Here is a 19,769-nt window from a genome sequence, read left to right as displayed (position 1 = left end):
CTGTGGGCATGGTCGCATTCACCAAGGGACACGGCACCGGCAACGACTTCGTCATCATCGCCGACCCCGACGGCGAACTGGACCTGAGTGCTGAGCAGGTCGCCGTCCTGTGCGACCGCAACTTCGGCATCGGCGCCGACGGGGTGCTGCGCGTCGTGCGGTCAGCTGCCATCGCCGACGGCGCGGCCGCTCTCGCGGAGGAGCCGAATGCGGAGTGGTTCATGGACTACCGCAACGCCGACGGCTCGATCGCCGAGATGTGCGGCAACGGCATCAGGGTCTTCGCGCACTATCTGGTGCGCTCGGGACTCGCGACTCTCGACCCCGGCTCGACCCTGCCGATCGGCACCCGAGCCGGCGTGCGCGACGTGATGCGCAGCGAGACCGGCTATCAGGTCGATCTCGGACTCTGGAAGCTGCTCGACGGAGATCCTCTCGTGAAGGCCCGCGGGCTGGCGGTGCCGCGACCCGGCACCGGCATCGACGTCGGCAACCCCCACGTCGTGGTGGCGCTCGCATCCGAGCAGGAGCTCGACGAGCTCGACCTGCACGTCGGGCCCGTCCTCGACCCCGCGCCCGCGCATGGCGCGAACGTCGAGTTCGTCGTCCCCGGTGAGCCGCTCGTGCGCGACGGCATCGGCCACGTCCGTATGCGCGTGCACGAGCGCGGTGTCGGCGAGACGCTCAGCTGCGGCACCGGTGTTGCGGCGACGGCGCTCGCGGTGCGGTACTGGGCGGGGGAGAAGGCTCCGAGCGACTGGCGCGTCGAGGTGCCCGGCGGGAAGCTCGGGGTGCGCATGTTCCCGGCCGAGGACGGCGAGCACGTGGCGCTGTCGGGACCTGCACAGCTCGTCTACACCGGCGAGATCGACCTGGCCTGAGTTCAGGGAGGGGCGGGACCGCTCAGGTCGGGATCGCCACCGGCTCGGTCGGCGGAGTGCCGTGCCTGCGCACCTTCAGCACCCGATAGCCCTTGCCCGTGGCGGCGCGGAACACGCTGTACCCCGGGTCGAACGTCGCGTCGATCCAGCGCTGCAGCGAATCGGCGCCGAGGTTGCGCTGCACGACCAGCCAGGCGTCGCTGCGTTCGTCGAGCCGGGGGATCCAGCGCTCGAGCATGCCGTGCAGTTCGTTCTTGCCCACGCGGATCGGCGGATTCGAACGGATGGTGCGGAACATGACGTCGTCGGGAACATCGTCGGGCAGCACAGCGTTGACATTGGCGAGGCCGAGAGCCTTGGCGTTGCGGCGCGTCAGATCGAGGGCGCGCTCGTTGACGTCGACCGCCCACACGGTGGCGTGAGGGGCGGAAAGCGCCATGGTCAGGCTGATCGGCCCCCACCCGCATCCGAGGTCGAGGAAATCCCCGCTCGGCGGCAGCGGCGGCATGTTGGCGAACAGCACAGCGGTTCCGGCATCAAGGCGGTCGGGACTGAAGACACCGCCCGCGGTCGTGACCTCGAGGTCACGACCGGCGAGGGTGACGCGAATGCTTCGCAGGTTCTCCGCACTGGCCGGGGTCGCGGTGAAGTAATGGTCGGACCCCATACCGCGAGCGTAGCGGACACGGCGGGCTAGGGTTAAGACGCTCTATTGAGAAAGCAGGAATCCGGACCGGATGACGAACTCCAACAACAAAGACGACAACACGCAGGACGCCCTGGACCGGGTGCTCGCGAACGCCGAGCCGCGCATCGAGCCGATCGTCTTCGGCGGCGCGCAGGCGCTGCAGGATGCCGCGACCGCGGGGTACGGCTCCGCCGACGGCGACCAGTGGGACCTCGAGGACAGGCATGCGCTGCGGCGCGTGGGCGGGCTGTCGACCGAGCTCGAGGACGTCACCGAGGTCGAGTACCGCCAGCTGCGGCTCGAGAACGTCGTTCTCGTCGGCGTGTACCCGCAGGGTGCGCAGGACGATGCGGAGAACTCGCTGCGGGAGCTGGCCGCCCTCTCCGAGACGGCGGGTGCCGTCGTGCTCGACGGGCTGCTCCAGCGTCGCCCGCATCCGGATCCCGCCACCTACCTCGGCCGCGGCAAGGCCGAGGAACTGCGTGACATCGTGCGCGCCGTCGGCGCGGACACGGTCATCGCCGACACCGAGCTCGCGGCCAGCCAGCGGCGCGCCCTGGAGGATGTGGTCAAGGTCAAGGTGATCGACCGCACCACCGTCATCCTCGACATCTTCAGCCAGCACGCCAAGAGCCGAGAGGGCAAGGCACAGGTCGAACTGGCGCAGCTCGAGTACCTGCTGCCTCGTCTGCGCGGCTGGGGCGAGTCGATGAGCCGTCAGGCCGGCGGCCAGGTCGGCGCCGGTGGAGCGGGCATGGGCTCGCGTGGACCCGGTGAGACCAAGATCGAGCTGGACCGCCGCCGCATCCGCACCAAGATGGCGCTCCTGCGCAAGCAGATCCGCGACTTCGCGCCGGCGCGCGAGGCCAAGCGGGCCGAGCGGCACCGCAACGCGATCCCTTCGGTCGCGATCGCCGGGTACACGAACGCCGGCAAGTCCAGTCTGCTCAACGCCCTCACCAGCGCGGGCGTGCTGGTGGAGAACGCGCTGTTCGCGACTCTGGATGCGACGGTGCGGCGCGCTGAGACCGCCGACGGCCGCATCTACACGCTCACCGACACGGTCGGCTTCGTGCGCAACCTGCCACACCAGCTCGTGGAGGCGTTCCGCTCCACGCTGGAGGAGGTCGCCGAGTCGGACGTCATCGTGCACGTCGTCGACGGCTCGCACCCGGATCCGTCGGCGCAGTTGCAGACCGTCCGTGACGTGATGGGCGACCTGGGCGCGCGCGACATCCCCGAGATCGTCGTCTTCAACAAGGCGGACCTTCTCTCCGACGATGAGCGGCTGGTGCTGCGCGGTCTCGTGCCGGGAGCGCACTTCGCGTCCTCTCGCACGGGAGAGGGCATCGAGGAGCTGCGCGCGGCGATCGAGGCTACCCTGCCGATGCCGGCCGTCGAGGTGCGGGCGCTCGTGCCCTACGACCGCGGCGACCTGGTCTCGGCCGTGCACGAGAGCGGCGTGCTGATCTCCGCAGAGCACGAGGAGAACGGCACCGCCATCCACGCGCACGTCTCCGAGCGACTGGCGGCCGAGCTCGCGCCGTTCACGGTCAGCTCGCGCTGAACCGGGCCTCCACGGTGGCGGACACCACGATGTCCTCGGCCTCGTAGACCATCCCCGGCGCGGCGGAGTCGAAGGCGGCAGCTCTCATCCGCATCTTGCCCTGCGGTGGGGCGGCCGACTCCTGGCGGGAGATCAGGCCGAGGTCGGCGATCTCCACGGGCTGCACGGTGTGCAGGCCGAGAGCCGCTGCGTAGGCCTCGGCGCGGGCGACCGCGACGGATACGGCCTCGGCCGCGACATCCCGTTCGGTGCGCGCGCGGGTCGGTGGTGTGAGCTGCCAGTCGACTGCGCCGATCTCGACACCGTCGCGCACCGCCACGTCCGAGACCCAGAGCGAGAGCTCGGACGCCTCGGCGAAGGTCGCTGTGAAGGAGATCGCCGCGTGATACACGGGCGCCAGCCTCTTGCCCTCGTTGTTCCAGGGCCGTTCCGCATGCACGGTCATGCGGGTGCTGGACCACTCCACGACCGCGTCGGCCTCCTTGCGGTCGACGATGCTCTGCCGGATCGGCTCTGCGAGGCGCGTGGCATGGTCGACCGCGGAGGCGCGCTCGGGGCCCTCGGCGCGGATCGTGAGATGGACGACCGCGCGCTCGGGTGCGATGCGGGCCTCGTTCTCGCCGCGGACGGTGATGATGACGTCGCTCATAACGGGGACTCTACGGCAACCGTCGATCGGCGGAAACGGCCGCGATCCTGGGCAGCAGGGATCTGGTATGCCAGGATATGGCGTGTGCGACTGATGAGGGGGAGCGTCATCGGCCTGCTGGCCGTTGCCGCCGTGCTGACGACGACCATGACCGCGAGCGCTGCGACCGAACGGTCGTGGGGGCTGTGGGCGCCCATGACCGGAGCCTCGGGGGCGTACAGCGGGGAGGTGTCGATCGCCGCGACGCCCCAGCTCGACGCCACCTACTCGAGCACCTCGCGCTCCGGTTCGGTCGGAGTGATCTCGGGGGCCAGCACCTGGCTCTCCGAAGGCACACCGGTCGGCGCGATCTACGGCTCGAGCCGGAACCAGCAGTATCTGAACCTCCGTCCCAAGGCGGACAACGCGTCCTCGCCGTCGATCACGACCTATGCGTTCGAGCGGGCGACTCCGACGTCCGGCTGGGCGTTCACGCTCGGGGACATCGACGCCGACGCTGTGCAGATCCTCGCGATCGGGCCGGACGGCACCGAGCTCACCGCGGCACAGCTCGGCTTCGAGGGCGGATTCAATTACTGCGCCCCCGGCGTCGCGGGCAAGCCGTCCTGCACGGGCGATGCGGCCGATGTCCCGACCTGGGATGCGGGAAGCAGCACGCTCACCGGCAACGCGGGTGCCCTGGACACGCAGGGTGCCGCCGCCTGGTTCCAGCCGACCGCTCCGATCTCGTCACTGACCTTCACGTTCACCCGCCGCGCGGGCTTCCCCGTGTACCAGACCTGGTTCTCCGCGATCACCCGCAGCGTGACCGGAGTCGTGCAGGACACGACCGCCGGGGCGCCGATCAGCGGCGTGCCTGTGCGCATCACCGACGCGAACGGCACCGTCATCGGGGAAACCGTCACCGCCGCGGACGGCACCTACTCGTTCCCGAGCGCGGTGGCGACCGACGGCTACACCGTCGAGATCGTGCCTCCGGCGGGGAAGACGAGTGATGAGCCCAGCCGCCCGGTCGATCTGACCGAGCAGGACGGCGTGGCCGACTTCTCGGTGCGCGACATCGTCCCCGTCGCGGTGTCCGGTACGGTCCGGGATGCGAACGGAGACCCGGTCGCGGGAGCCGTCGTCGCTCTCGACGACGGGACCACGGTGCGGACGAAGCCGGACGGCACGTACCTCATCGACACGGTCCCGGTCGGCGAGCACTCGCTCACCGTGACGGCACCCGACGGATACACGGTCATCTCATCGCCGCCGCCGTTCACGGTGCCCGAGAACTCCGAGACCCCGATCACGGATCAGGACTTCGTGCTCCGGGAGCTTCCGGCCCTGTCCGGGATCGTGACCGCAGCGGGCGCAGGCGTCGGAGGCGTCGTGATCACGGCCGAGGGTCCCGACGGGACGGTGCGCACCGTCACCGCCGCTGACGGGAGCTACTCGTTCCCGGAGCTCGCGGCCGGCGACTACACGGTGCGGGTCCAGACGCCGGACGGATATGTCGTGTCGGGGCCCGCCGCCCGCGAGGAGGCCGTGGATGCGGACGATGTCACCGGCGTCGACTTCGCACTGGCTCGCCTGGGTTCTGTCGCCGGCATGGTGACCACCACGGCCGGTGATCCGCAGCCCGGCGCGACGCTGCGGATCACAGGCCCGCAGGGCACGGTGACCGCGACCACGGATGCCGATGGCGGCTATGGTCTCGGCGATCTCCCGCCGGGCGTGTACGAGATCGAGATCGTGCTGCCGGACGGCTTCGCTTCGGCATCCCCGACGTCGCGCACGATCACGATCACGGATGCCGGTGAACTGATCGAGGGTCAGGACTTCGTCCTCTCCCCGGTGGTGGTCACGCCGACCCCGTCCCCGGATCCGAGCGAGTCGCAGGAGCCCACCCCGCAGGCGCCGTCCGACGGTTCCGGTGGCGGGCTGGCGACGACGGGAGTGGACCCCTGGCCGGCTGTCGGCACCGGGGCCGCATTGCTCGCGCTCGGCGCGATCACTCTGATCGTCGGGCGTCGTCGCCGGGCCTGAGACCGGTGAGGCGTCATCCCGACGCGGGAATGGCGCGGGTGCCGCATCCGTTGTAGTCTGTAGTGCTCGGCCGCATTGCGGGCGGGATGGTAAATCAACAGTGCGACAGCGGCTCCTTCGCAAGAAGGTCCACGGGGCTGATCGGTTTCGACGGCGCCTGTGAACCCACGAGAAGCGGGCCGAGGATGCAGGGTTATCTCGTGAACGCTCCCTGCAAAACAATAAGTGCCGATGCAAAGCGCACTGACTTCGCCCTCGCTGCGTAAGCGAGCCCGATAGTCCGTCAGACCGTATGTGATTCCGATACGGATCCTGGCGTCATCTAGGAATCTTGCTGTGCGACGGCGTCTGGACGTCGCACGGGACTCTTCCCAGGCTGGGCTTGTCGACTTAGGTGTCTGTGACAAAGGTCGGAGCCGAGCAGAACGTCTGCACAGACTGCGCCCGGAGAAGGCGTGGAGACTCAGCGTCGGACGGGGGTTCGATTCCCCCCAGCTCCACAGAACCGCTGTCGTACGGGAGAAGCCCGCCTCTCAGGAGGCGGGCTTCTCCATTTCCGCCAGCGCGCCGGTCAGCCGTGCGCGCGCCTCGGCATCCGCTGCCGGGATGCGCTCGGAGATCATGCCGATGATCTCCGATGCCGCCTGCGGCGAGACAGCGAGGCCCGCGAGCAGTTCGATCGCCTCGACGTCGTCGACGCCCTGCACGATCAGGTCGACGAGGGCGGGTACGGCGTCCAGATCGCCGCGGCGACCGCGGATCAGTGCCGCCCTGGCGCGCACGACGGTATCGGAGTCCTCGAGTGCTCCGGCGAGGGCCGCCAGAGCCCGAGCGCTGCCGATCTTCTCCAGGGTCACTGCGGCTTTCCGGCGCTGCGTCACGTCCGGGGACGCCAGAGACGCCTTCAGCAGTGGGACGGCGCGATCGCCGATCCGGGCGAGCGCCCAGTCCAGCGCCCCGGCCGCGTTCGGGTCGGCTTCGGAGGCCGGCGCATCCTCTGCGGTCGCTGCAGCAGCGTCACCGACGGGGCCGTCGGCGCCGCCTGGTCGTCGAGGCGGCTCGTGCGGTTCCACGCCGTGCATCAGACCGATGAGGTGCAGCGCCTCTGAGCCCGCTCCTTGTTCGCTGCTCCGGATCCGTTCCAGCCGGCGGAGCAGCTGTTGCTCGCGCGCGATGAGCTCGGCGGTGTGCACCAGGAGACGATCGACGACGGTTGCGGGGGAGAAGTCGGGCGAGCCAAGCGTTTCGGCGACCTCGGGCAGCCCCAGGCCGAGAGCGCGGAGCGCCTCGACATGCAGCAGCGTCTGAAGGTCGCTGTCGGTGTACCGGCGGTAGCCGCCCGCGGTGCGCTCGCTCGGGGACACCAGCCCGATGCTGTCGTAGTGGCGCAGCATCCGTGTGCTGATGCCGGTCTGCGCCGCGACTTCGCCGATGAGCATCTCCACATTCCACCCCTGAGATTGTCACGGTGTCAAGGTCATGTGCGCTGCGCTGATGCGGGCGGTGCCCGAGGTGTTCATCCAGAAAGCATGATGTGCACTTCGCACAGCGATGCTCGACTGGCCTCAGCGGCACGCGGTCGCGTGCTCGTGAAGGTCGGAGGTGGAGGAACACATGGAACGGCAGGCACCCGGATACAACACGCCGATCCCGGCACAGGTGACGACACCGGACGTGGTCGCCTCCCGTCTCGGCGAGCTGCGTTTCGCCGACGGTGTGCCGACCCCGCAGACGGCGCAGATGCTGTTCGACCACCTCGACTTCATCCGCGGCGTCGAGGCCTTTCTGAACTGCATACCCGCGGCATCGCTGGAGGGGATCCGGCGCGGAGTGTCGGCGCTCGCCGGCGATTCCTGTCATCGCGGAGTGATCGCAGATCGTCTGATGGATTCGAACCCGCTCTTCCTCACGGGCAACACCGACACCGTCTATGCGATCGCGATGCTGGATCTCGAGCGCGATGGTGCCACCGTGATCGAGGTCCCGCCGGGATGCGGCCCCGGAACGGTGGACGACGCCTGGTTCCGCTTCGTCATCGACCTCGGCGCACCGGGGCCGGACCGCGGTCAGGGCGGCACCTACCTGATCGTGCCACCGGGGTACGACGGCGAGCGCCCGGACGGCTGGTTCGTCGCCGAGAGCCCCGGCTTCGTCCACCTCGTGATCCTGCGGGGCTTCCTCGTGGACGGCAAGCCGGACGCGGCGGTGAAGCTGTTCGAGTCCGGCGTGCGGATCTACCCGTTCTCGTCGCGGAACGATCCGCCGGCGATGGAGTGGACCTCGCTGTCCGGAGAGGTCATGAACACCGTCCACGCGAACGACGTGACCTTCTACGAGGAGGTGGCCCAGGTCATCGCCAAGGAGCCGGTCGGGCTCATCGACGCCGAGACGCGAGGTCTGCTCGCCTCGATCGGCATCGCCAAGGGGCACCCGTTCGATCCGGATGAGCGCATGCGAGGGATCCTCGTCGATGCGGCTGCGGTCGGCAACGGCACCGCGCGGTCGATGTCCTTCCGGTCGCGGGAGAGCAGCTTCTTCCTCTACGAGGACCGGCAGTGGGTCAATCCGTTCCCGGGTGGCGACTACCGCTTCCTGCGAGACGGCGGTGCGGGCGGCCGTTTCCTGGACGCCCGCACGACGTTCTTCTACCTGGCCACCGTGAACACTCCGGCCATGGCGCTGAAGATGGTCGGCAAGGGCTCGCAGTACGCCGCGGCGATGGTCGACGCCGACGGCGCCCCGCTCGACGGCGCGCGGACCTATCGGCTGCGGCTGCCGGCGGAGGTGCCGGCGGCCGACTTCTGGTCGATCGTCGTGTACGACCCGCAGACCCGCTCCGAGCTGCAGACAGGGCAGCCGCTGCCCAGCCGCAACGACAAACGGGACTCGCTCGCGCGGAACGCCGACGGATCGACCGACATCGTGTTCGGCCCCGAGGAGCCGGCCGCGCTGGCCACCAACTGGATCCAGACGGTGCCGGGCAAGGGCTGGTTCGCGCTGCTGCGCCTGTACGGGCCGCTGGAGACATGGTTCGACGGCAGTTGGAAGCCGGGCGACGTCGAACCGCTGTGACCGGGCGGCGACCGCTTCGATCGCCTGGCGGGCGCAGTGGCGCCCCGCCAGGGCGTCACTCCGCTGGTGGCCACTCCTTCGCCACCAGTGTGAGCACGTCGTAGGTCGCGACCGGCTCGTCGTCCTGGTTCACGACGAGGGCGTCCCAGCGCACCTCGCCGTAATCCGCCGATGAACGCGGCGTGATCTGCTTCACCGTCAGCGTCACCCGGATGGTGTCGTCGGCCTTGACCGGGGTGAGGAAGCGCAGTCCGTCCACGCCGAAGTTCGCGAGTACGGGGCCCGGATCCGGGTCTACGAACAGGCCGGCGGCGAGCGAGACGACGAGGTAGCCGTGTGCGACGATGCCGCCGAACAGCGGGTTCCTCGCGGCCGCCTCCGGGTCGGTGTGCGCGTAGAACCGGTCGCCGGTGAAGTCGGCGAAGTGGTCGATGTCGGCGAGCGTCACGGTGCGCGGCGCCGAGACGATGCTGTCGCCGATGCGCAGGTCGCGCAGGCTCTTGCGGAACGGGTGCACGTCCTCCACGCGGCGCACCGACCCGGCAGTCCACCGGCCGGTGATCGCGGTCATCATGTCGGGGGAGGCCTGCACAGCGGTGCGCTGCATGTGGTGCAGCACACCGCGGATGCCGCCGAGCTCCTCGCCGCCGCCGGCGCGGCCCGGACCGCCGTGCACGAGCATCGGCAGCGGGCTGCCATGCCCGGTCGACTCGGCCGCGTCGTCGCGATCGAGTACCAGCACCCGGCCGTGCCATGGTGCGAGGCCCAGTACGATGTCGCGGGCGAACGTCGGATCGTGGGTGACGACGGATGCCACCAGGCTGCCCCGACCGCGCGCGGTCAGCGCGATCGCCTCGTCCACCGTCCGGTAGGTGATGACGGTGCTGACCGGGCCGAACGGCTCCACGTCGTGCGGCTCCTCGGCGCCGTCATGGGCGCGGAGCAGGATCGGTGACAGGAAGGCTCCGGCCGTGGCATCCGCCCCGACGACCTCGACGCTGTCCGGGTCGCCGAACACCAGATCGGAGCTGCGGCGCAGAGTCGCGACGGCCCGCCGCACCTCCTCGCGCTGGCCGAGGCTGGCGAGCGCGCCCATGCGCACCTGCTCATCGGTCGGATCGCCGACCACCATGCGTGAGAGCCGATCCGAGATCGCCGCGATCACGGCATCCGCCATCGCCTCCGGCACGATCGCCCGGCGGATCGCCGTGCACTTCTGGCCGGCTTTGACCGTCATCTCGGCGACGACGCCCTTCACGAACAGGTCGAACTCGGGGTCGGAGGCGGTGACGTCCGTGCCCAGCACCGAGGCGTTCAGCGAGTCGGCCTCGACCTGCAGCCGCACGCCGCGCTCCTGCACGGCCGGGTCGCGGCGCAGCAGATCGGCGGTTGCGGCGGAGCCGGTGAACGACACCGAATCCTGCGCGTCGAGCATCGCGAGCAGGTCGCCGACGCCGCCGGAGATCAGCTGCAGCGCGCCTTCGGGCAGGATGCCGGAGCCGACAATCCGGCGCACGACGGCCTCGGTGAGGTACGCGGTCTGGCTGGCCGGCTTCACGATCGTCGGCAGTCCGGCGAGGAACGCGGGCGCGAGCTTTTCGAGCATGCCCCACACCGGGAAGTTGAAGGCGTTGATCTGCACCGCGACCCCGGGCCTCGACATGTAGACGTGCTGTCCCAGGAACGTGCCGCCCTTGCCGAGTCGCTCCACGGCGCCGTCCAGGTACACGACGTCGTTCGGCAACTCGCGTTTGCCCTTGCTCGCGTACGAGAACATCGTGCCGATGCCGCCGTCGATGTCGACCATCGAGTCGCGCCTGGTCGCGCCGGTGCGTGCGGACAGCGCGTAGAACTCGTCCTTGTGCTGTCCGAGCATGAGCGCCAGTTCCTTGAGCGTGGTGGCGCGCTCGTGGAAGGTGAGCGGGCGGATCGCCGGACCGCCGACGCGCCGTGCGTAGTCGACCATCGCCGCGGTGTCGAGGCCTGCGCTCGAGATGCGGGCGATCTCCTCGCCGGTGGCGGCGTCGAGAAGGGGCGTGCCCTCGTCGTCCGCGCGGAACCAGGCGCCGGCGGCGTAGCTCTCCAGAAGTGGGGTGGTCACGGGAGCATCCCTTCGCTCGTCATCGAGGGCGCGAGACAGCGTTGCGCCGTCCGCATCCGTGTGTCAGAGTAGTACAGAACGGTCGGTCAGTAAATAGGCCGGATGCTCCGACGGAGGTGCAGCATGAAGGTCGAGGACGACCTGGGTCTCGAAGAACGCTTCGAGCGGATCGTCGCGCGCCGCGATCGCATCGAGCCGCGCGACTGGATGCCGGAGGCGTACCGCAAGACGGTGATCCGCCAGGTGGCGCAGCACGCGCACTCCGAGATCATCGGCATGCAGCCCGAGGGCAACTGGATCGGCCGTGCGCCTTCGCTGCGGCGCAAGGCGATCCTGCTCGCCAAGGTGCAGGACGAGGCCGGGCACGGGCTGTACCTGTACTCCGCGACCGAGACCCTCGGTGTCTCCCGCGACGAGCTCACCGAGAACCTCATCTCGGGGCGGCAGAAGTACTCGTCGATCTTCAACTACCCGACGCTGTCGTACACGGACGTCGGAACGATCGGGTGGTTGGTCGACGGCGCCGCGATCTGCAACCAGGTGCCGCTGTGCCGCACGTCCTTCGGCCCCTACGGGCGGGCGATGATCCGCATCTGCAAGGAGGAGTCGTTCCACCAGCGGCAGGGCTACGAACTGCTCATGACGATGATGCGCGGCACCGACGCCCAGCGCGAGATGGTGCAGGAGTCGGTGAACAGGTTCTGGTGGCCCGCACTGATGATGTTCGGCCCGCCCGACGACTCCTCGCCCAACACGGCGCAGTCGATGGCCTGGGGCATCAAGACGCACACCAACGACGAGCTGCGGCAGAAGTTCGTCGACATGACGGTGCCGCAGGCCGACGCACTCGGTGTCACCCTGCCCGACCCGGATCTCGTCTGGAACGAGGAGCGAGGGCACTACGACCTCGGCACGCCGGACTGGGACGAGTTCTGGTCTGTGGTCGGAGGGAACGGGCCGTGCAACACCCAGCGCATCGAGCACAGACGCAGGGCGTGGGAGGACGGCGCCTGGGTACGCGAGGCGGCCATGGCGTACGCAGAGAAGGAGCAGACGGCATGACCGACGTCAAAGCGGAGTGGCCGCTCTACGAGGTGTTCGTGCGCGGCAAGCGCGGACTGAACCACGTGCACGTCGGATCGCTGCACGCCGCCGACGACCAGATGGCGCTGCGGCACGCCCGCGACGTGTACACCCGGCGCAACGAGGGCGTGAGCATCTGGGTGGTGCGCTCCAGCGAGATCACCGCGTCGAGCCCCGACGAGAAGGACCCGATGTTCGCCCCCGCGGGCGACAAGGTGTACCGGCATCCGACGTTCTACGTGATCCCCGACGACGTGCCCCACATGTGAGCGGTGACGACATGACAGACGAGTTCCACGACAACGCGTACGCCGGCCTGCTGGTGAACGATGCGCACTGGGCGTTCGGCACCGACTTCGAGGATCCACTCGCGGGTGTCGACACCGCCGTCCCCGACGGTGTCGACCCGAACGCGCTCGCCGCGTACTGCCTGATGCTGGGCGACGACGCCCTGGTGCTCTCGCAGCGGCTCTCGGAGTGGTGCAGCCGCGCGCCCGACCTCGAGGAGGACATCGCGCTGGCGAACATCGCGCTCGACCTGCTCGGCCAGGCCAGGCTGCTGCTGGCACGCGCGGCGGCTGCCGATCCCGGGATCGTGCCACAGCTGCCGGACGGGTCGCCGGTACCCGACGAGGACAGGCTCGCGTACTTCCGTGACGACCGGGAATTCCTCAGCGTCCGTCTCGCCGAGGTGCCGAACGGCGACTTCGCGGAGACGATCGCCCGCATCCTGCTCTTCTCGACCTGGCGCTACGCGCTGTTCCAGCGGCTGTCCGGCAGCCGTGACGCCGTGCTCGCCGCCGTCGCAGCCAAGGGGGCGAAGGAGCTCGCCTATCACCGCGACTTCGCCGGCCGCTGGTTCGTCACGCTCGCCCAGGGCACCGAGGAGTCGCGACGCCGGCTCCTCGCGGCCCTCGACGGGCTGTGGCCGCTTCGTGCCGAGCTGTTCGACACGCATCCGATCGAACGGGCGGTTGCGGATGCCGGTGTCGGGGTCGACCCCGCCCAGGTGCAGGACGAGGCGGAAGCCGTGTTCGATCAGGTGCTCGCGGCCGCAGACATGGAACGCCCGGACCGGGCGCCGCTCGCCGGCGTGCAGGGGCGCCGCGGCCGCGACGGCAGCCATACCGAGGCACTCAGCCGCCTGCTCGGCGAGATGCAGGTCGTCGCCCGCGCCCACCCGGAAGGGCGGTGGTGAGCATGTCAGCCGTCTTGAACGGCACCGACCTCCTCGCCCGCGCGTGGGAAGCGGCATCCCGTGTCGTAGACCCGGAGTTGCCGATGCTCACCCTCGTCGATCTGGGCGTGCTGCGGTACATCACCGTGGACGACGACGGGACGGTGGTCGCCGCGCTCACGCCGACCTACTCCGGATGCCCCGCGATGGCGACGATGCGCGACGACCTGCAGCGCGAGCTGCAGGAGACCGGCTTCTCCGACGTCCGGATCAGAATCGCCCTCGATCCGGCCTGGACGACGGACTGGATCACCCCGCACGGCAGGGAGGCGCTCGCCGCAGCGGGCATCTCGCCGCCCGGGGTGGTTCCCGCGCATTCCGGGCCCATCCCGATCCGGCTCGGCCCCACTCAGCGCGCGGTGCACTGCCCGCAGTGCGGCAGCGCCGACGTCGTGCTCGCCAGCGAGTTCGGCTCGACGGCGTGCAAGGCCATGTACCGGTGCCGCTCCTGCCTGGAGCCGTTCGACCACGTGAAGGAGATCTGACGTGACGGCAGCCACTGCGACCCGGGGAGCGTTCCACCCGCTCACCGTCACCGCGATCGACGTCCTCACCGACGACGCGGTCGCCGTGACCTTCGCCGTGCCCGAGGAGCTGCGCGACGAGTACGACTTCATCGCCGGACAGTCGCTGACCCTGCGCCGGTTCATCGACGGGGTGGAGGGGCGTCGAACCTACTCGATCTGCTCGCCGGCGGGCAGCGCGCCGCGCATCGGCGTGCGGGTCATCCCCGACGGGCTGTTCTCGCCCTGGCTCGCCCATGAGGTGCGCCCCGGCGACACGGTCGAGGTGCAGACGCCGAGCGGAAGCTTCCGCGCCGAGGCGTCGCTGGGCGGACGCCACCTGTGCATCGCCGCCGGATCCGGCATCACCCCGATGCTGTCGATCGCCGCGACAGTGCTCACGAACCCGGCATCCGACGTGACCCTTGTCTACGGCAACCGCACCACGACCTCGGTGATGTTCGCCGAGGAGCTCGCAGACCTGAAGAACACGCACGCCGGTCAGTTCGACCTGGTGCACGTGCTCTCGCGGGAGCCACGCGATGTGGAGCTGTTCTCCGGGCGCCTCGACGCCGAGCGACTGCGCACGCTGCTCACGACCCTCGTGCCGATCGCCGACATGGATCATGTCTGGCTGTGCGGGCCGTTCGGCATGCTCACCGACGCGCGCACCGTGCTCGCCGAACTGGGCGTGCCGGCAGACCGCGTGCACGTCGAGCTGTTCTACGTCGACGAGCCGCCACCCGAGCTGCGGCATCCGGATGCGGTCGTCGAAGGCCTCACCAGCGACGTCACCGTCGTGCTGGACGGGCGCCGGACGACCGCGGCGATGTCGCGCGGCACCAGCATCCTGGACTCCGCACAGCAGACCCGCACCGATCTGCCGTTCGCCTGCAAGGGCGGCGTGTGCGGCACCTGCCGTGCCAAGCTGTGCGCAGGAGAGGTCGACATGGTGCGCAACTACGCCCTCGAACCCGCCGAGGTCGAGGCCGGTTTCATCCTCACCTGCCAGTCGTTCCCGGTGAGCGACGAGGTCACGGTCGACTACGACAGCTGAGGAACGGACATGACAGACGCCTTCATCCTCGACGCGATCCGCACTCCGATCGGGCGGTACGGCGGCGCGCTCGCCGCAGAGCGACCCGACGATCTGGCCGCGCTGGTGATCCGCACGCTTGTGGAGCGCACGGGGATCGACCCCGCAGATGTCGACGAGGTGGCCCTCGGCGCCGCCAATCAGGCAGGGGAGGACAACCGCAACGTCGCCAGGATGGCGGCCCTTCTGGCAGGTCTCCCCGTCACGGTGCCGGGATACACCGTGAACCGGCTCTGCGCATCGGGTATGACCGCGATCCAGACCGCGCGGCAGATGATCGCCGCCGGTGACGCCGACGTCGTGATCGCCGGGGGAGTGGAGTCCATGACCAGGGCACCCTGGGTGACAGAGAAGCCCGCGAAGGCGTGGGGGCGACCCGGGCGCAGCTGGGACACCTCGATCGGCTGGCGGTTCACGAACCCGCGGTTCGACGACGAGACCACCCTCACGATGCCGCAGACGGCAGAGCGCGTCGCCGAGCGGTACGCCCTGACCAGGGCGGAGCTCGACGACTTCGCGCTCGGCTCGCACCGGCGCGCGCTCGCCGCCCAGGACGCCGGTCTCTTCGACACCGAGATCGTCCCGGTCGGCGAGGTCTCGGCCGACGAGGGGCCGCGGCGCGACACCAGCGCGGAGCGACTCGCAGCGCTGCCATCGATCCACGGCGAGGGCGGGGTGATCACCGCGGGCAACTCCAGCGCGCTGAACGACGGCGCGGCGGCGGTGGTCGTCGTCAGCGAGCGCTACGTCGACCGTCATGGCCTGCAGCCGCGGGCGCGAATCGCTGCCGGTGCAGCCGCAGGTGTTCCCCCGGAGATCATGGGAATCGGACCCATTCCGGCGACGCGCAAGGCGCTGGATCGCGCGGGCTGGGACGGCACCGATCTCGACGCCGTCGAGTTGAACGAGGCGTTCGCGTCGCAGTCGCTCGCGTGCATGCGCGGACTGGAACTCGACGAGGCGAAGGTCAACGCCTGGGGCGGAGCGATCGCCCTCGGGCATCCGCTCGGCTGCTCCGGCACGCGCATCGTCGTGACGCTGTTGAACAGGCTCGAACACGACGACCTCGAGCGCGGGCTCGCGACGATGTGCGTCGGCGTGGGCCAGGGCGCGGCACTCCTGCTGGAGCGCGCGTGAGCGCGCCGGTGCTGGTCGAGGAGCACGCCGACCGCGTCGTGCTGCGCCTGAACCGTCCCGAGGTGCGCAACGCGATCGACCTCGCCACGGTCGAGGCGCTGCATGAGGCGTGCCGGATGCTGGAGAAGGAGCCGCGCATCGCCCTGATCATCGGCGCGGGCGGCACGTTCGCCGCGGGCGCCGACATCGGCGAACTGCGCGAGCGTCGCCGGGACGACGCGCTCGCCGGCATCAACTCCGGTCTGTTCGGCCGCATCCAGCGCCTGCCGATGCCGACGATCGCGCTCATCGACGGATTCGCCCTCGGCGGGGGAGCAGAGCTGGCCTACGCCTGCGACTTCCGCATCGGCACACCGGAGGCCCGGATCGGCAATCCCGAGCCCGGCCTCGGCATCCTCGCCGCCGCCGGGGCGTCATGGCGTCTGAAGGAGCTGATCGGCGAGCCACTCGCGAAGGAGGTGCTGCTCGCGGGACGCATCCTCACCGCGGACGAGGCACGGGACACCCACCTGCTCAGTGACGTCGTGCCGGCGGATCAGCTCGAGGACGCCGGACACCGCCTCGCCGACCGGATCGCCGCGCAGGCGCCCCTCGCGGTGCGACTCACCAAGGCGGCGTTCCACGCCCCGCGGGAGGCGCACCCGCTGATCGACGACCTCGCGCAGGCGGTGCTGTTCGAGACGCAGGAGAAGGACGAGCGGATGACCGCGTTCCTGGAGCGCCGCGCGAAGAAGGAGCACCCATGACAGTGCCTGCACATGTCGGTGTCTACGGCGGCGGCCGGATGGGCGCAGGCATCGCCCACGCATTCGCGCTGGCGGGCTCCGCGGTCACGGTCGTCGAGAACGGGGAGGATGCCGCAGCCGCGGCGCGCGAGCGGATCATGGCGACCCTCGCGAAGGCGCAGGCGAACGGCGCCGAGCTTCGGGGTTCGCACTCCGTCGTCACCGATCCGGCGGCGCTGCGGGACTGCGTGTTGGTGATCGAGGCGGTGCCCGAGCTCATCGAGCTGAAGGGCGAGGTGCTCGCTCGCATCGCGCACGTCGCGCCGGGAGCAGCGATCGCCACCAACACGAGTTCGCTCTCGATCGACGCGCTGGCCGACGCACTGCCCGACCCGTCCCGTCTGATCGGACTGCACTTCTTCAATCCGGTGCCGGTCAGCGATCTCGTCGAGATCGTGGTCGGTGCGCGGACGCCCGAGGCACTGGTCGAGGAGGCGCGCGGCTGGGTCGTCGGGCTCGGCAAGACGTCGATCACGGTGCGGGATGCACCGGGCTTCGCGAGCAGCAGGCTGGGCGTCGCGCTCGCCCTCGAGGCGATGCGGATGCTGGAGGAGGGGGTCGCCGACGCCGCCGACATCGACACCGCGATGACGCTCGGGTACCGGCATCCGACAGGTCCCCTGAGGACGACCGACATCGTCGGTCTGGACGTGCGACTTGCGATCGCCGAGCACCTCGAGCGCGAGCTCGGCGCGCGCTTCGCGCCGCCGCAGGTGCTGCGCGACAAGGTCGCCGCGGGGGAGCTCGGTCGCAAGTCGGGACGCGGATTCTACGAATGGTGATGAGGTGCTGCGAATGGTGAGCGAATCGGACCCCCAACGGCTCGCCGAGGCGTGCGCCGCGAGGATGTGGCAGGAGGATGCCGCGAGCATGGCCCTCGGCATGAGCATCGTGAGCATCGGCCCCGGCCGCGCGACGCTCACGATGACGGTGCGAGACGACATGGTCAACGGCCACGGGATCTGTCACGGCGGACTCATCTCGTCGCTTGCGGACAGCGCGTTCGCCTTCGCATGCAACAGCCGCGGGACGGTCACCGTCGCGGCCGGTTTCGAGGTGGACTTCATCGCACCGGCAGCGCTCGGCGACAGGCTGGTCGCCGAGGCGCGGGAGATCGTGCTGCGGGGCAGATCGGGCATCTACGATGTGGTGGTGCGCAACGACGAGGCCGTGGTTGCCGTGTTCCGAGGGCGCAGCCGCTCTCTCGGCCGTCCCGTAGTGGAGGATTCATGACCGACCCCGTCCTGATCGAACGCGACGGTGCCGTCGCCGTCATCACACTCAACCGTCCCGAGGGGCGCAACGCGCTGAACGTCGCACTCAAGACGGCCCTGGTCGCCGCGGTGCGGGAGGTCGGAGCGGACGAGAGCGTGCGCGCGGTCGTGCTCGCCGCGAACGGTCCGGCGTTCTGCGTGGGGCAAGACCTCGCCGAGCACGCGACCCAGCTCGCGAGCGGCGGCGGTGCCGCCGCGGCGATCAGCACGGTGCGCGATCACTACTCGCCGCTGGTGCGCGGGCTGATGACGATGCCCAAGCCGGTGATCGCCGCCGTGGACGGCGCGGGCGTCGGCGCGGGACTGGGCCTGGCCCTCGCCGCCGACCTGCGTGTGTTCGGCGCCGGGGCGAAGCTCGGCACGGCCTTCACCGGGATCGGGCTGACCTTCGACACCGGCCTGTCGTACACGCTGCCGCGAGCGATCGGCGACGCGCGTGCCCGCGAGCTGATCCTGCTGCCGCGCATGTTCGGGCCGCAGGAGGCGATCGCCTGGGGGATCACCGGCGAGATCGCCGAGGATCCGGGGGCCAGGGCGCGGGAGATCGCCGGACTGCTCGCTCAGGGCCCGACGACGGCCTACGGCGAGAGCAAGCGGCTCCTGGTGGATGTGGAGGCGCTGGAGGCCGCGCTGGAGGCGGAGGCGGTGTCGCAGGAGCGCAGCGGATCGACGCAGGACCACCGCGACGCGGTGGAGGCGTTCCTCGCCCGCCGTCCGCCCATGTTCACCGGGCGGTAGGCCGTCGCAGCCCGTCGATCGCCACCGAGAGCACGTCGTCGGCGAGTCCCTGCGGATCGATCGCGCCGTCGGCCCGATACCACTCGACGATCGAGTTGATCATGCCGAAGATCAGTCGGGTGATCGTGCCGGCGCCGATGTCGTCGCGCAGCAGACCCTCGTGCTGCGCTCGTCTCACCAGTGACGACAGCCGCTGGTCGAAGGCGCGACGACGCTGCAGCGCGGCGAGCTCCACGGGGCTGTTCCCGCGCAGGCGAAGGAGCAGGGTCACCTGCGGCTGCTGAGCGGTGAGCACCCGCACCGCGCCGCGGATGGCCTCATTGAGCTGCTCGGCGACGGCATCATGCTCCATCGCCGCGTCCAGCGCGCCCTCCAGGCCTCCGAGTGCGCTGTCCAATGCGAGTTCGAGCAGCTGCTCCTTCGAGTCGAAGTGGTGGTACAGCGCGGACTTCGTCAACCCCAGCCGCGTCGCGAGATCGGAGACCGAGGTCGCGTCGTAGCCCTGTTCGTTGAACAGGGCCACCGCGATCTGCAACACCTGCTCGCGGCTGTACCCTGGGCGTCCGCGGCGTGCGGTCTGCGGTGCGGTCATCCCGGGCTCCTCCCTGCGCGTCTCGCGTCGGCATCCTGGAACAAACGTAGCGGGCCGTCGGCGCTAAGCTGGAGGGAAACTGCTCGAATCCGAGAGGACCGTCATGGCCGCATTCATCGCCTTCATCATCATGTTCGTCGGCGGAATCTACCTGCTCGGCCTGTCGTTCGGTCTCGAGGCGTTCCAGGGTGTGGTCTTCGTCGCCGGCATCCTGATCGTCAGCATCGCGCTGGCCCTGCTCATGCGTCAGGGCGGTTCCGCGACCCGACGTTCGAACAACTGGTCGCAGGACAGCTGACCCGCATACGAAGAACGCGCGACGGCCGCAGGCCGTC

20 protein-coding genes and 1 other RNA gene are annotated in these 19,769 nt (G+C 69.9%); 16 read left to right on the top strand and 5 right to left on the bottom strand.

Going from position 1 to position 19,769, the window contains the following annotated elements; translation table 11 throughout:
* The first annotated feature begins 2 nt into the window (after positions 1–2).
* The gene (gene dapF, locus DY023_RS07225) at positions 3–881 is read left to right on the top strand and encodes a diaminopimelate epimerase (RefSeq protein WP_116241673.1); all 879 of its coding nucleotides are present in this window, start codon (positions 3–5) and stop codon (positions 879–881) included.
* Positions 882–903: 22 nt separating this feature from the next.
* On the opposite strand, the gene DY023_RS07220 is transcribed toward dapF, so the two are convergent.
* On the bottom strand, positions 904–1,548 hold the full coding sequence (locus DY023_RS07220; RefSeq protein ID WP_116241672.1) for a class I SAM-dependent methyltransferase: 645 nt from the start codon (positions 1,546–1,548) through the stop codon (positions 904–906).
* 70 nt (positions 1,549–1,618) lie between these two features.
* Here DY023_RS07220 and hflX point away from each other — a divergent pair, with 70 nt between their 5' ends.
* Complete coding sequence (gene hflX / locus DY023_RS07215; protein ID WP_116241671.1) at positions 1,619–3,136, top strand: GTPase HflX; 1,518 nt, start codon at positions 1,619–1,621, stop codon at positions 3,134–3,136.
* Here hflX and DY023_RS07210 read toward each other — a convergent pair.
* Complete coding sequence (locus DY023_RS07210) at positions 3,123–3,785, bottom strand: SIMPL domain-containing protein (RefSeq protein ID WP_116241670.1); 663 nt, start codon at positions 3,783–3,785, stop codon at positions 3,123–3,125. The two genes, hflX and DY023_RS07210, sit on opposite strands and share 14 nt — an antisense overlap.
* Positions 3,786–3,878: 93 nt before the next feature.
* Between DY023_RS07210 and DY023_RS07205 the strand changes: the two genes are divergently transcribed.
* Both DY023_RS07205 and ssrA read left to right on the top strand, forming a co-directional pair.
* The gene (locus DY023_RS07205) at positions 3,879–5,816 is read left to right on the top strand and encodes an MSCRAMM family protein (protein ID WP_116241669.1); all 1,938 of its coding nucleotides are present in this window, start codon (positions 3,879–3,881) and stop codon (positions 5,814–5,816) included.
* Between the two features lie 133 nt (positions 5,817–5,949).
* Positions 5,950–6,319, top strand: a transfer-messenger RNA (tmRNA) gene (gene ssrA / locus DY023_RS07200).
* A gap of 30 nt (positions 6,320–6,349) precedes the next feature.
* Here the strand turns inward: ssrA and DY023_RS07195 are convergent.
* Complete coding sequence (locus tag DY023_RS07195) at positions 6,350–7,255, bottom strand: MerR family DNA-binding transcriptional regulator (protein WP_116241668.1); 906 nt, start codon at positions 7,253–7,255, stop codon at positions 6,350–6,352.
* A gap of 175 nt (positions 7,256–7,430) precedes the next feature.
* Here DY023_RS07195 and DY023_RS07190 point away from each other — a divergent pair, with 175 nt between their 5' ends.
* Entirely contained in the window at positions 7,431–8,888 is a 1,458-nt protein-coding gene (locus DY023_RS07190; RefSeq protein WP_116241667.1) for a DUF1254 domain-containing protein, read from the top strand.
* A 55-nt stretch (positions 8,889–8,943) separates the two neighbouring features.
* Here DY023_RS07190 and paaZ read toward each other — a convergent pair whose 3' ends face one another.
* Positions 8,944–10,989: a phenylacetic acid degradation bifunctional protein PaaZ gene (gene paaZ / locus DY023_RS07185; RefSeq protein ID WP_116241666.1), complete on the bottom strand. Its 2,046-nt coding sequence runs from the start codon at positions 10,987–10,989 to the stop codon at positions 8,944–8,946.
* Positions 10,990–11,112: 123 nt separating this feature from the next.
* On the opposite strand from paaZ, the gene paaA reads away from it, so the two are divergent.
* From paaA to DY023_RS07135, 10 genes are read left to right on the top strand one after another with little or no spacing between them, the layout of a single operon-like run.
* Positions 11,113–12,051 carry a 1,2-phenylacetyl-CoA epoxidase subunit PaaA gene (gene paaA / locus DY023_RS07180; RefSeq protein WP_116241665.1) on the top strand — a complete coding sequence of 313 codons (939 nt, stop codon included), beginning with the start codon at positions 11,113–11,115 and terminating at the stop codon, positions 12,049–12,051.
* A complete protein-coding gene (gene paaB, locus DY023_RS07175) occupies positions 12,048–12,341 on the top strand; it encodes a 1,2-phenylacetyl-CoA epoxidase subunit PaaB (RefSeq protein WP_116241664.1) in 294 nt (97 codons plus the stop codon). The genes paaA and paaB overlap by 4 nt, the downstream gene beginning before the upstream one ends.
* 11 nt (positions 12,342–12,352) lie before the next feature.
* The gene (paaC, locus tag DY023_RS07170) at positions 12,353–13,270 is read left to right on the top strand and encodes a 1,2-phenylacetyl-CoA epoxidase subunit PaaC (RefSeq protein WP_116241730.1); all 918 of its coding nucleotides are present in this window, start codon (positions 12,353–12,355) and stop codon (positions 13,268–13,270) included.
* Between the two features lie 2 nt (positions 13,271–13,272).
* The gene (gene paaD, locus DY023_RS07165; protein ID WP_116241663.1) at positions 13,273–13,794 is read left to right on the top strand and encodes a 1,2-phenylacetyl-CoA epoxidase subunit PaaD; all 522 of its coding nucleotides are present in this window, start codon (positions 13,273–13,275) and stop codon (positions 13,792–13,794) included.
* A gap of 1 nt (position 13,795) precedes the next feature.
* A complete protein-coding gene (gene paaE / locus DY023_RS07160) occupies positions 13,796–14,869 on the top strand; it encodes a 1,2-phenylacetyl-CoA epoxidase subunit PaaE (RefSeq protein ID WP_116241662.1) in 1,074 nt (357 codons plus the stop codon).
* 9 nt (positions 14,870–14,878) lie between these two features.
* On the top strand, positions 14,879–16,045 hold the full coding sequence (locus DY023_RS07155) for a thiolase family protein (RefSeq protein WP_116241661.1): 1,167 nt from the start codon (positions 14,879–14,881) through the stop codon (positions 16,043–16,045).
* Positions 16,042–16,791: an enoyl-CoA hydratase/isomerase family protein gene (locus tag DY023_RS07150; protein WP_116241660.1), complete on the top strand. Its 750-nt coding sequence runs from the start codon at positions 16,042–16,044 to the stop codon at positions 16,789–16,791. The genes DY023_RS07155 and DY023_RS07150 overlap by 4 nt, the downstream gene beginning before the upstream one ends.
* The gene (locus DY023_RS07145; RefSeq protein ID WP_116241659.1) at positions 16,788–17,612 is read left to right on the top strand and encodes a 3-hydroxyacyl-CoA dehydrogenase family protein; all 825 of its coding nucleotides are present in this window, start codon (positions 16,788–16,790) and stop codon (positions 17,610–17,612) included. Before DY023_RS07150 ends, DY023_RS07145 begins: the two co-directional genes overlap by 4 nt.
* Positions 17,613–17,625: 13 nt before the next feature.
* On the top strand, positions 17,626–18,063 hold the full coding sequence (gene paaI, locus DY023_RS07140; protein WP_116241658.1) for a hydroxyphenylacetyl-CoA thioesterase PaaI: 438 nt from the start codon (positions 17,626–17,628) through the stop codon (positions 18,061–18,063).
* Positions 18,060–18,842, top strand: a complete 783-nt coding sequence (locus DY023_RS07135; protein ID WP_116241657.1) for an enoyl-CoA hydratase/isomerase family protein — start codon at positions 18,060–18,062, stop codon at positions 18,840–18,842. The genes paaI and DY023_RS07135 overlap by 4 nt, the downstream gene beginning before the upstream one ends.
* On the opposite strand, the gene DY023_RS07130 is transcribed toward DY023_RS07135, so the two are convergent.
* Positions 18,829–19,434, bottom strand: a complete 606-nt coding sequence (locus DY023_RS07130; protein ID WP_116241656.1) for a TetR/AcrR family transcriptional regulator — start codon at positions 19,432–19,434, stop codon at positions 18,829–18,831. The genes DY023_RS07135 and DY023_RS07130 overlap by 14 nt on opposite strands.
* A gap of 103 nt (positions 19,435–19,537) precedes the next feature.
* Here DY023_RS07130 and DY023_RS07125 point away from each other — a divergent pair, with 103 nt between their 5' ends.
* Positions 19,538–19,732 (top strand): hypothetical protein, encoded by a 195-nt coding sequence (locus tag DY023_RS07125; protein WP_116241655.1) that lies wholly within the window; start codon positions 19,538–19,540, stop codon positions 19,730–19,732.
* Positions 19,733–19,769 lie beyond the last annotated feature (37 nt).

This window comes from Microbacterium bovistercoris (assembly GCF_003387575.1).
GTDB lineage: Bacteria > Actinomycetota > Actinomycetes > Actinomycetales > Microbacteriaceae > Microbacterium > Microbacterium bovistercoris.
Note: the sequence above shows the minus strand (reverse complement) of the source record. Positions and strands in the feature narration are given on the sequence as shown.

Bases quoted from the DNA above. Each gene is read 5' to 3' on its own strand.
- DY023_RS07220 (WP_116241672.1), bottom strand. From the start codon at position 1,548: ATGGGGTCCGACCATTACTTCACCGCGACCCCGGCCAGTGCGGAGAAC.
- hflX (WP_116241671.1), top strand. From the start codon at position 1,619: ATGACGAACTCCAACAACAAAGACGACAACACGCAGGACGCCCTGGAC.
- DY023_RS07210 (WP_116241670.1), bottom strand. From the start codon at position 3,785: ATGAGCGACGTCATCATCACCGTCCGCGGCGAGAACGAGGCCCGCATC.
- DY023_RS07205 (WP_116241669.1), top strand. From the start codon at position 3,879: ATGAGGGGGAGCGTCATCGGCCTGCTGGCCGTTGCCGCCGTGCTGACG.
- DY023_RS07195 (WP_116241668.1), bottom strand. From the start codon at position 7,255: ATGCTCATCGGCGAAGTCGCGGCGCAGACCGGCATCAGCACACGGATG.
- DY023_RS07190 (WP_116241667.1), top strand. From the start codon at position 7,431: ATGGAACGGCAGGCACCCGGATACAACACGCCGATCCCGGCACAGGTG.
- paaA (WP_116241665.1), top strand. From the start codon at position 11,113: ATGAAGGTCGAGGACGACCTGGGTCTCGAAGAACGCTTCGAGCGGATC.
- paaB (WP_116241664.1), top strand. From the start codon at position 12,048: ATGACCGACGTCAAAGCGGAGTGGCCGCTCTACGAGGTGTTCGTGCGC.
- paaC (WP_116241730.1), top strand. From the start codon at position 12,353: ATGACAGACGAGTTCCACGACAACGCGTACGCCGGCCTGCTGGTGAAC.
- paaD (WP_116241663.1), top strand. From the start codon at position 13,273: ATGTCAGCCGTCTTGAACGGCACCGACCTCCTCGCCCGCGCGTGGGAA.
- DY023_RS07155 (WP_116241661.1), top strand. From the start codon at position 14,879: ATGACAGACGCCTTCATCCTCGACGCGATCCGCACTCCGATCGGGCGG.
- DY023_RS07145 (WP_116241659.1), top strand. From the start codon at position 16,788: ATGACAGTGCCTGCACATGTCGGTGTCTACGGCGGCGGCCGGATGGGC.
- paaI (WP_116241658.1), top strand. From the start codon at position 17,626: ATGGTGAGCGAATCGGACCCCCAACGGCTCGCCGAGGCGTGCGCCGCG.
- DY023_RS07135 (WP_116241657.1), top strand. From the start codon at position 18,060: ATGACCGACCCCGTCCTGATCGAACGCGACGGTGCCGTCGCCGTCATC.
- DY023_RS07130 (WP_116241656.1), bottom strand. From the start codon at position 19,434: ATGACCGCACCGCAGACCGCACGCCGCGGACGCCCAGGGTACAGCCGC.
- DY023_RS07125 (WP_116241655.1), top strand. From the start codon at position 19,538: ATGGCCGCATTCATCGCCTTCATCATCATGTTCGTCGGCGGAATCTAC.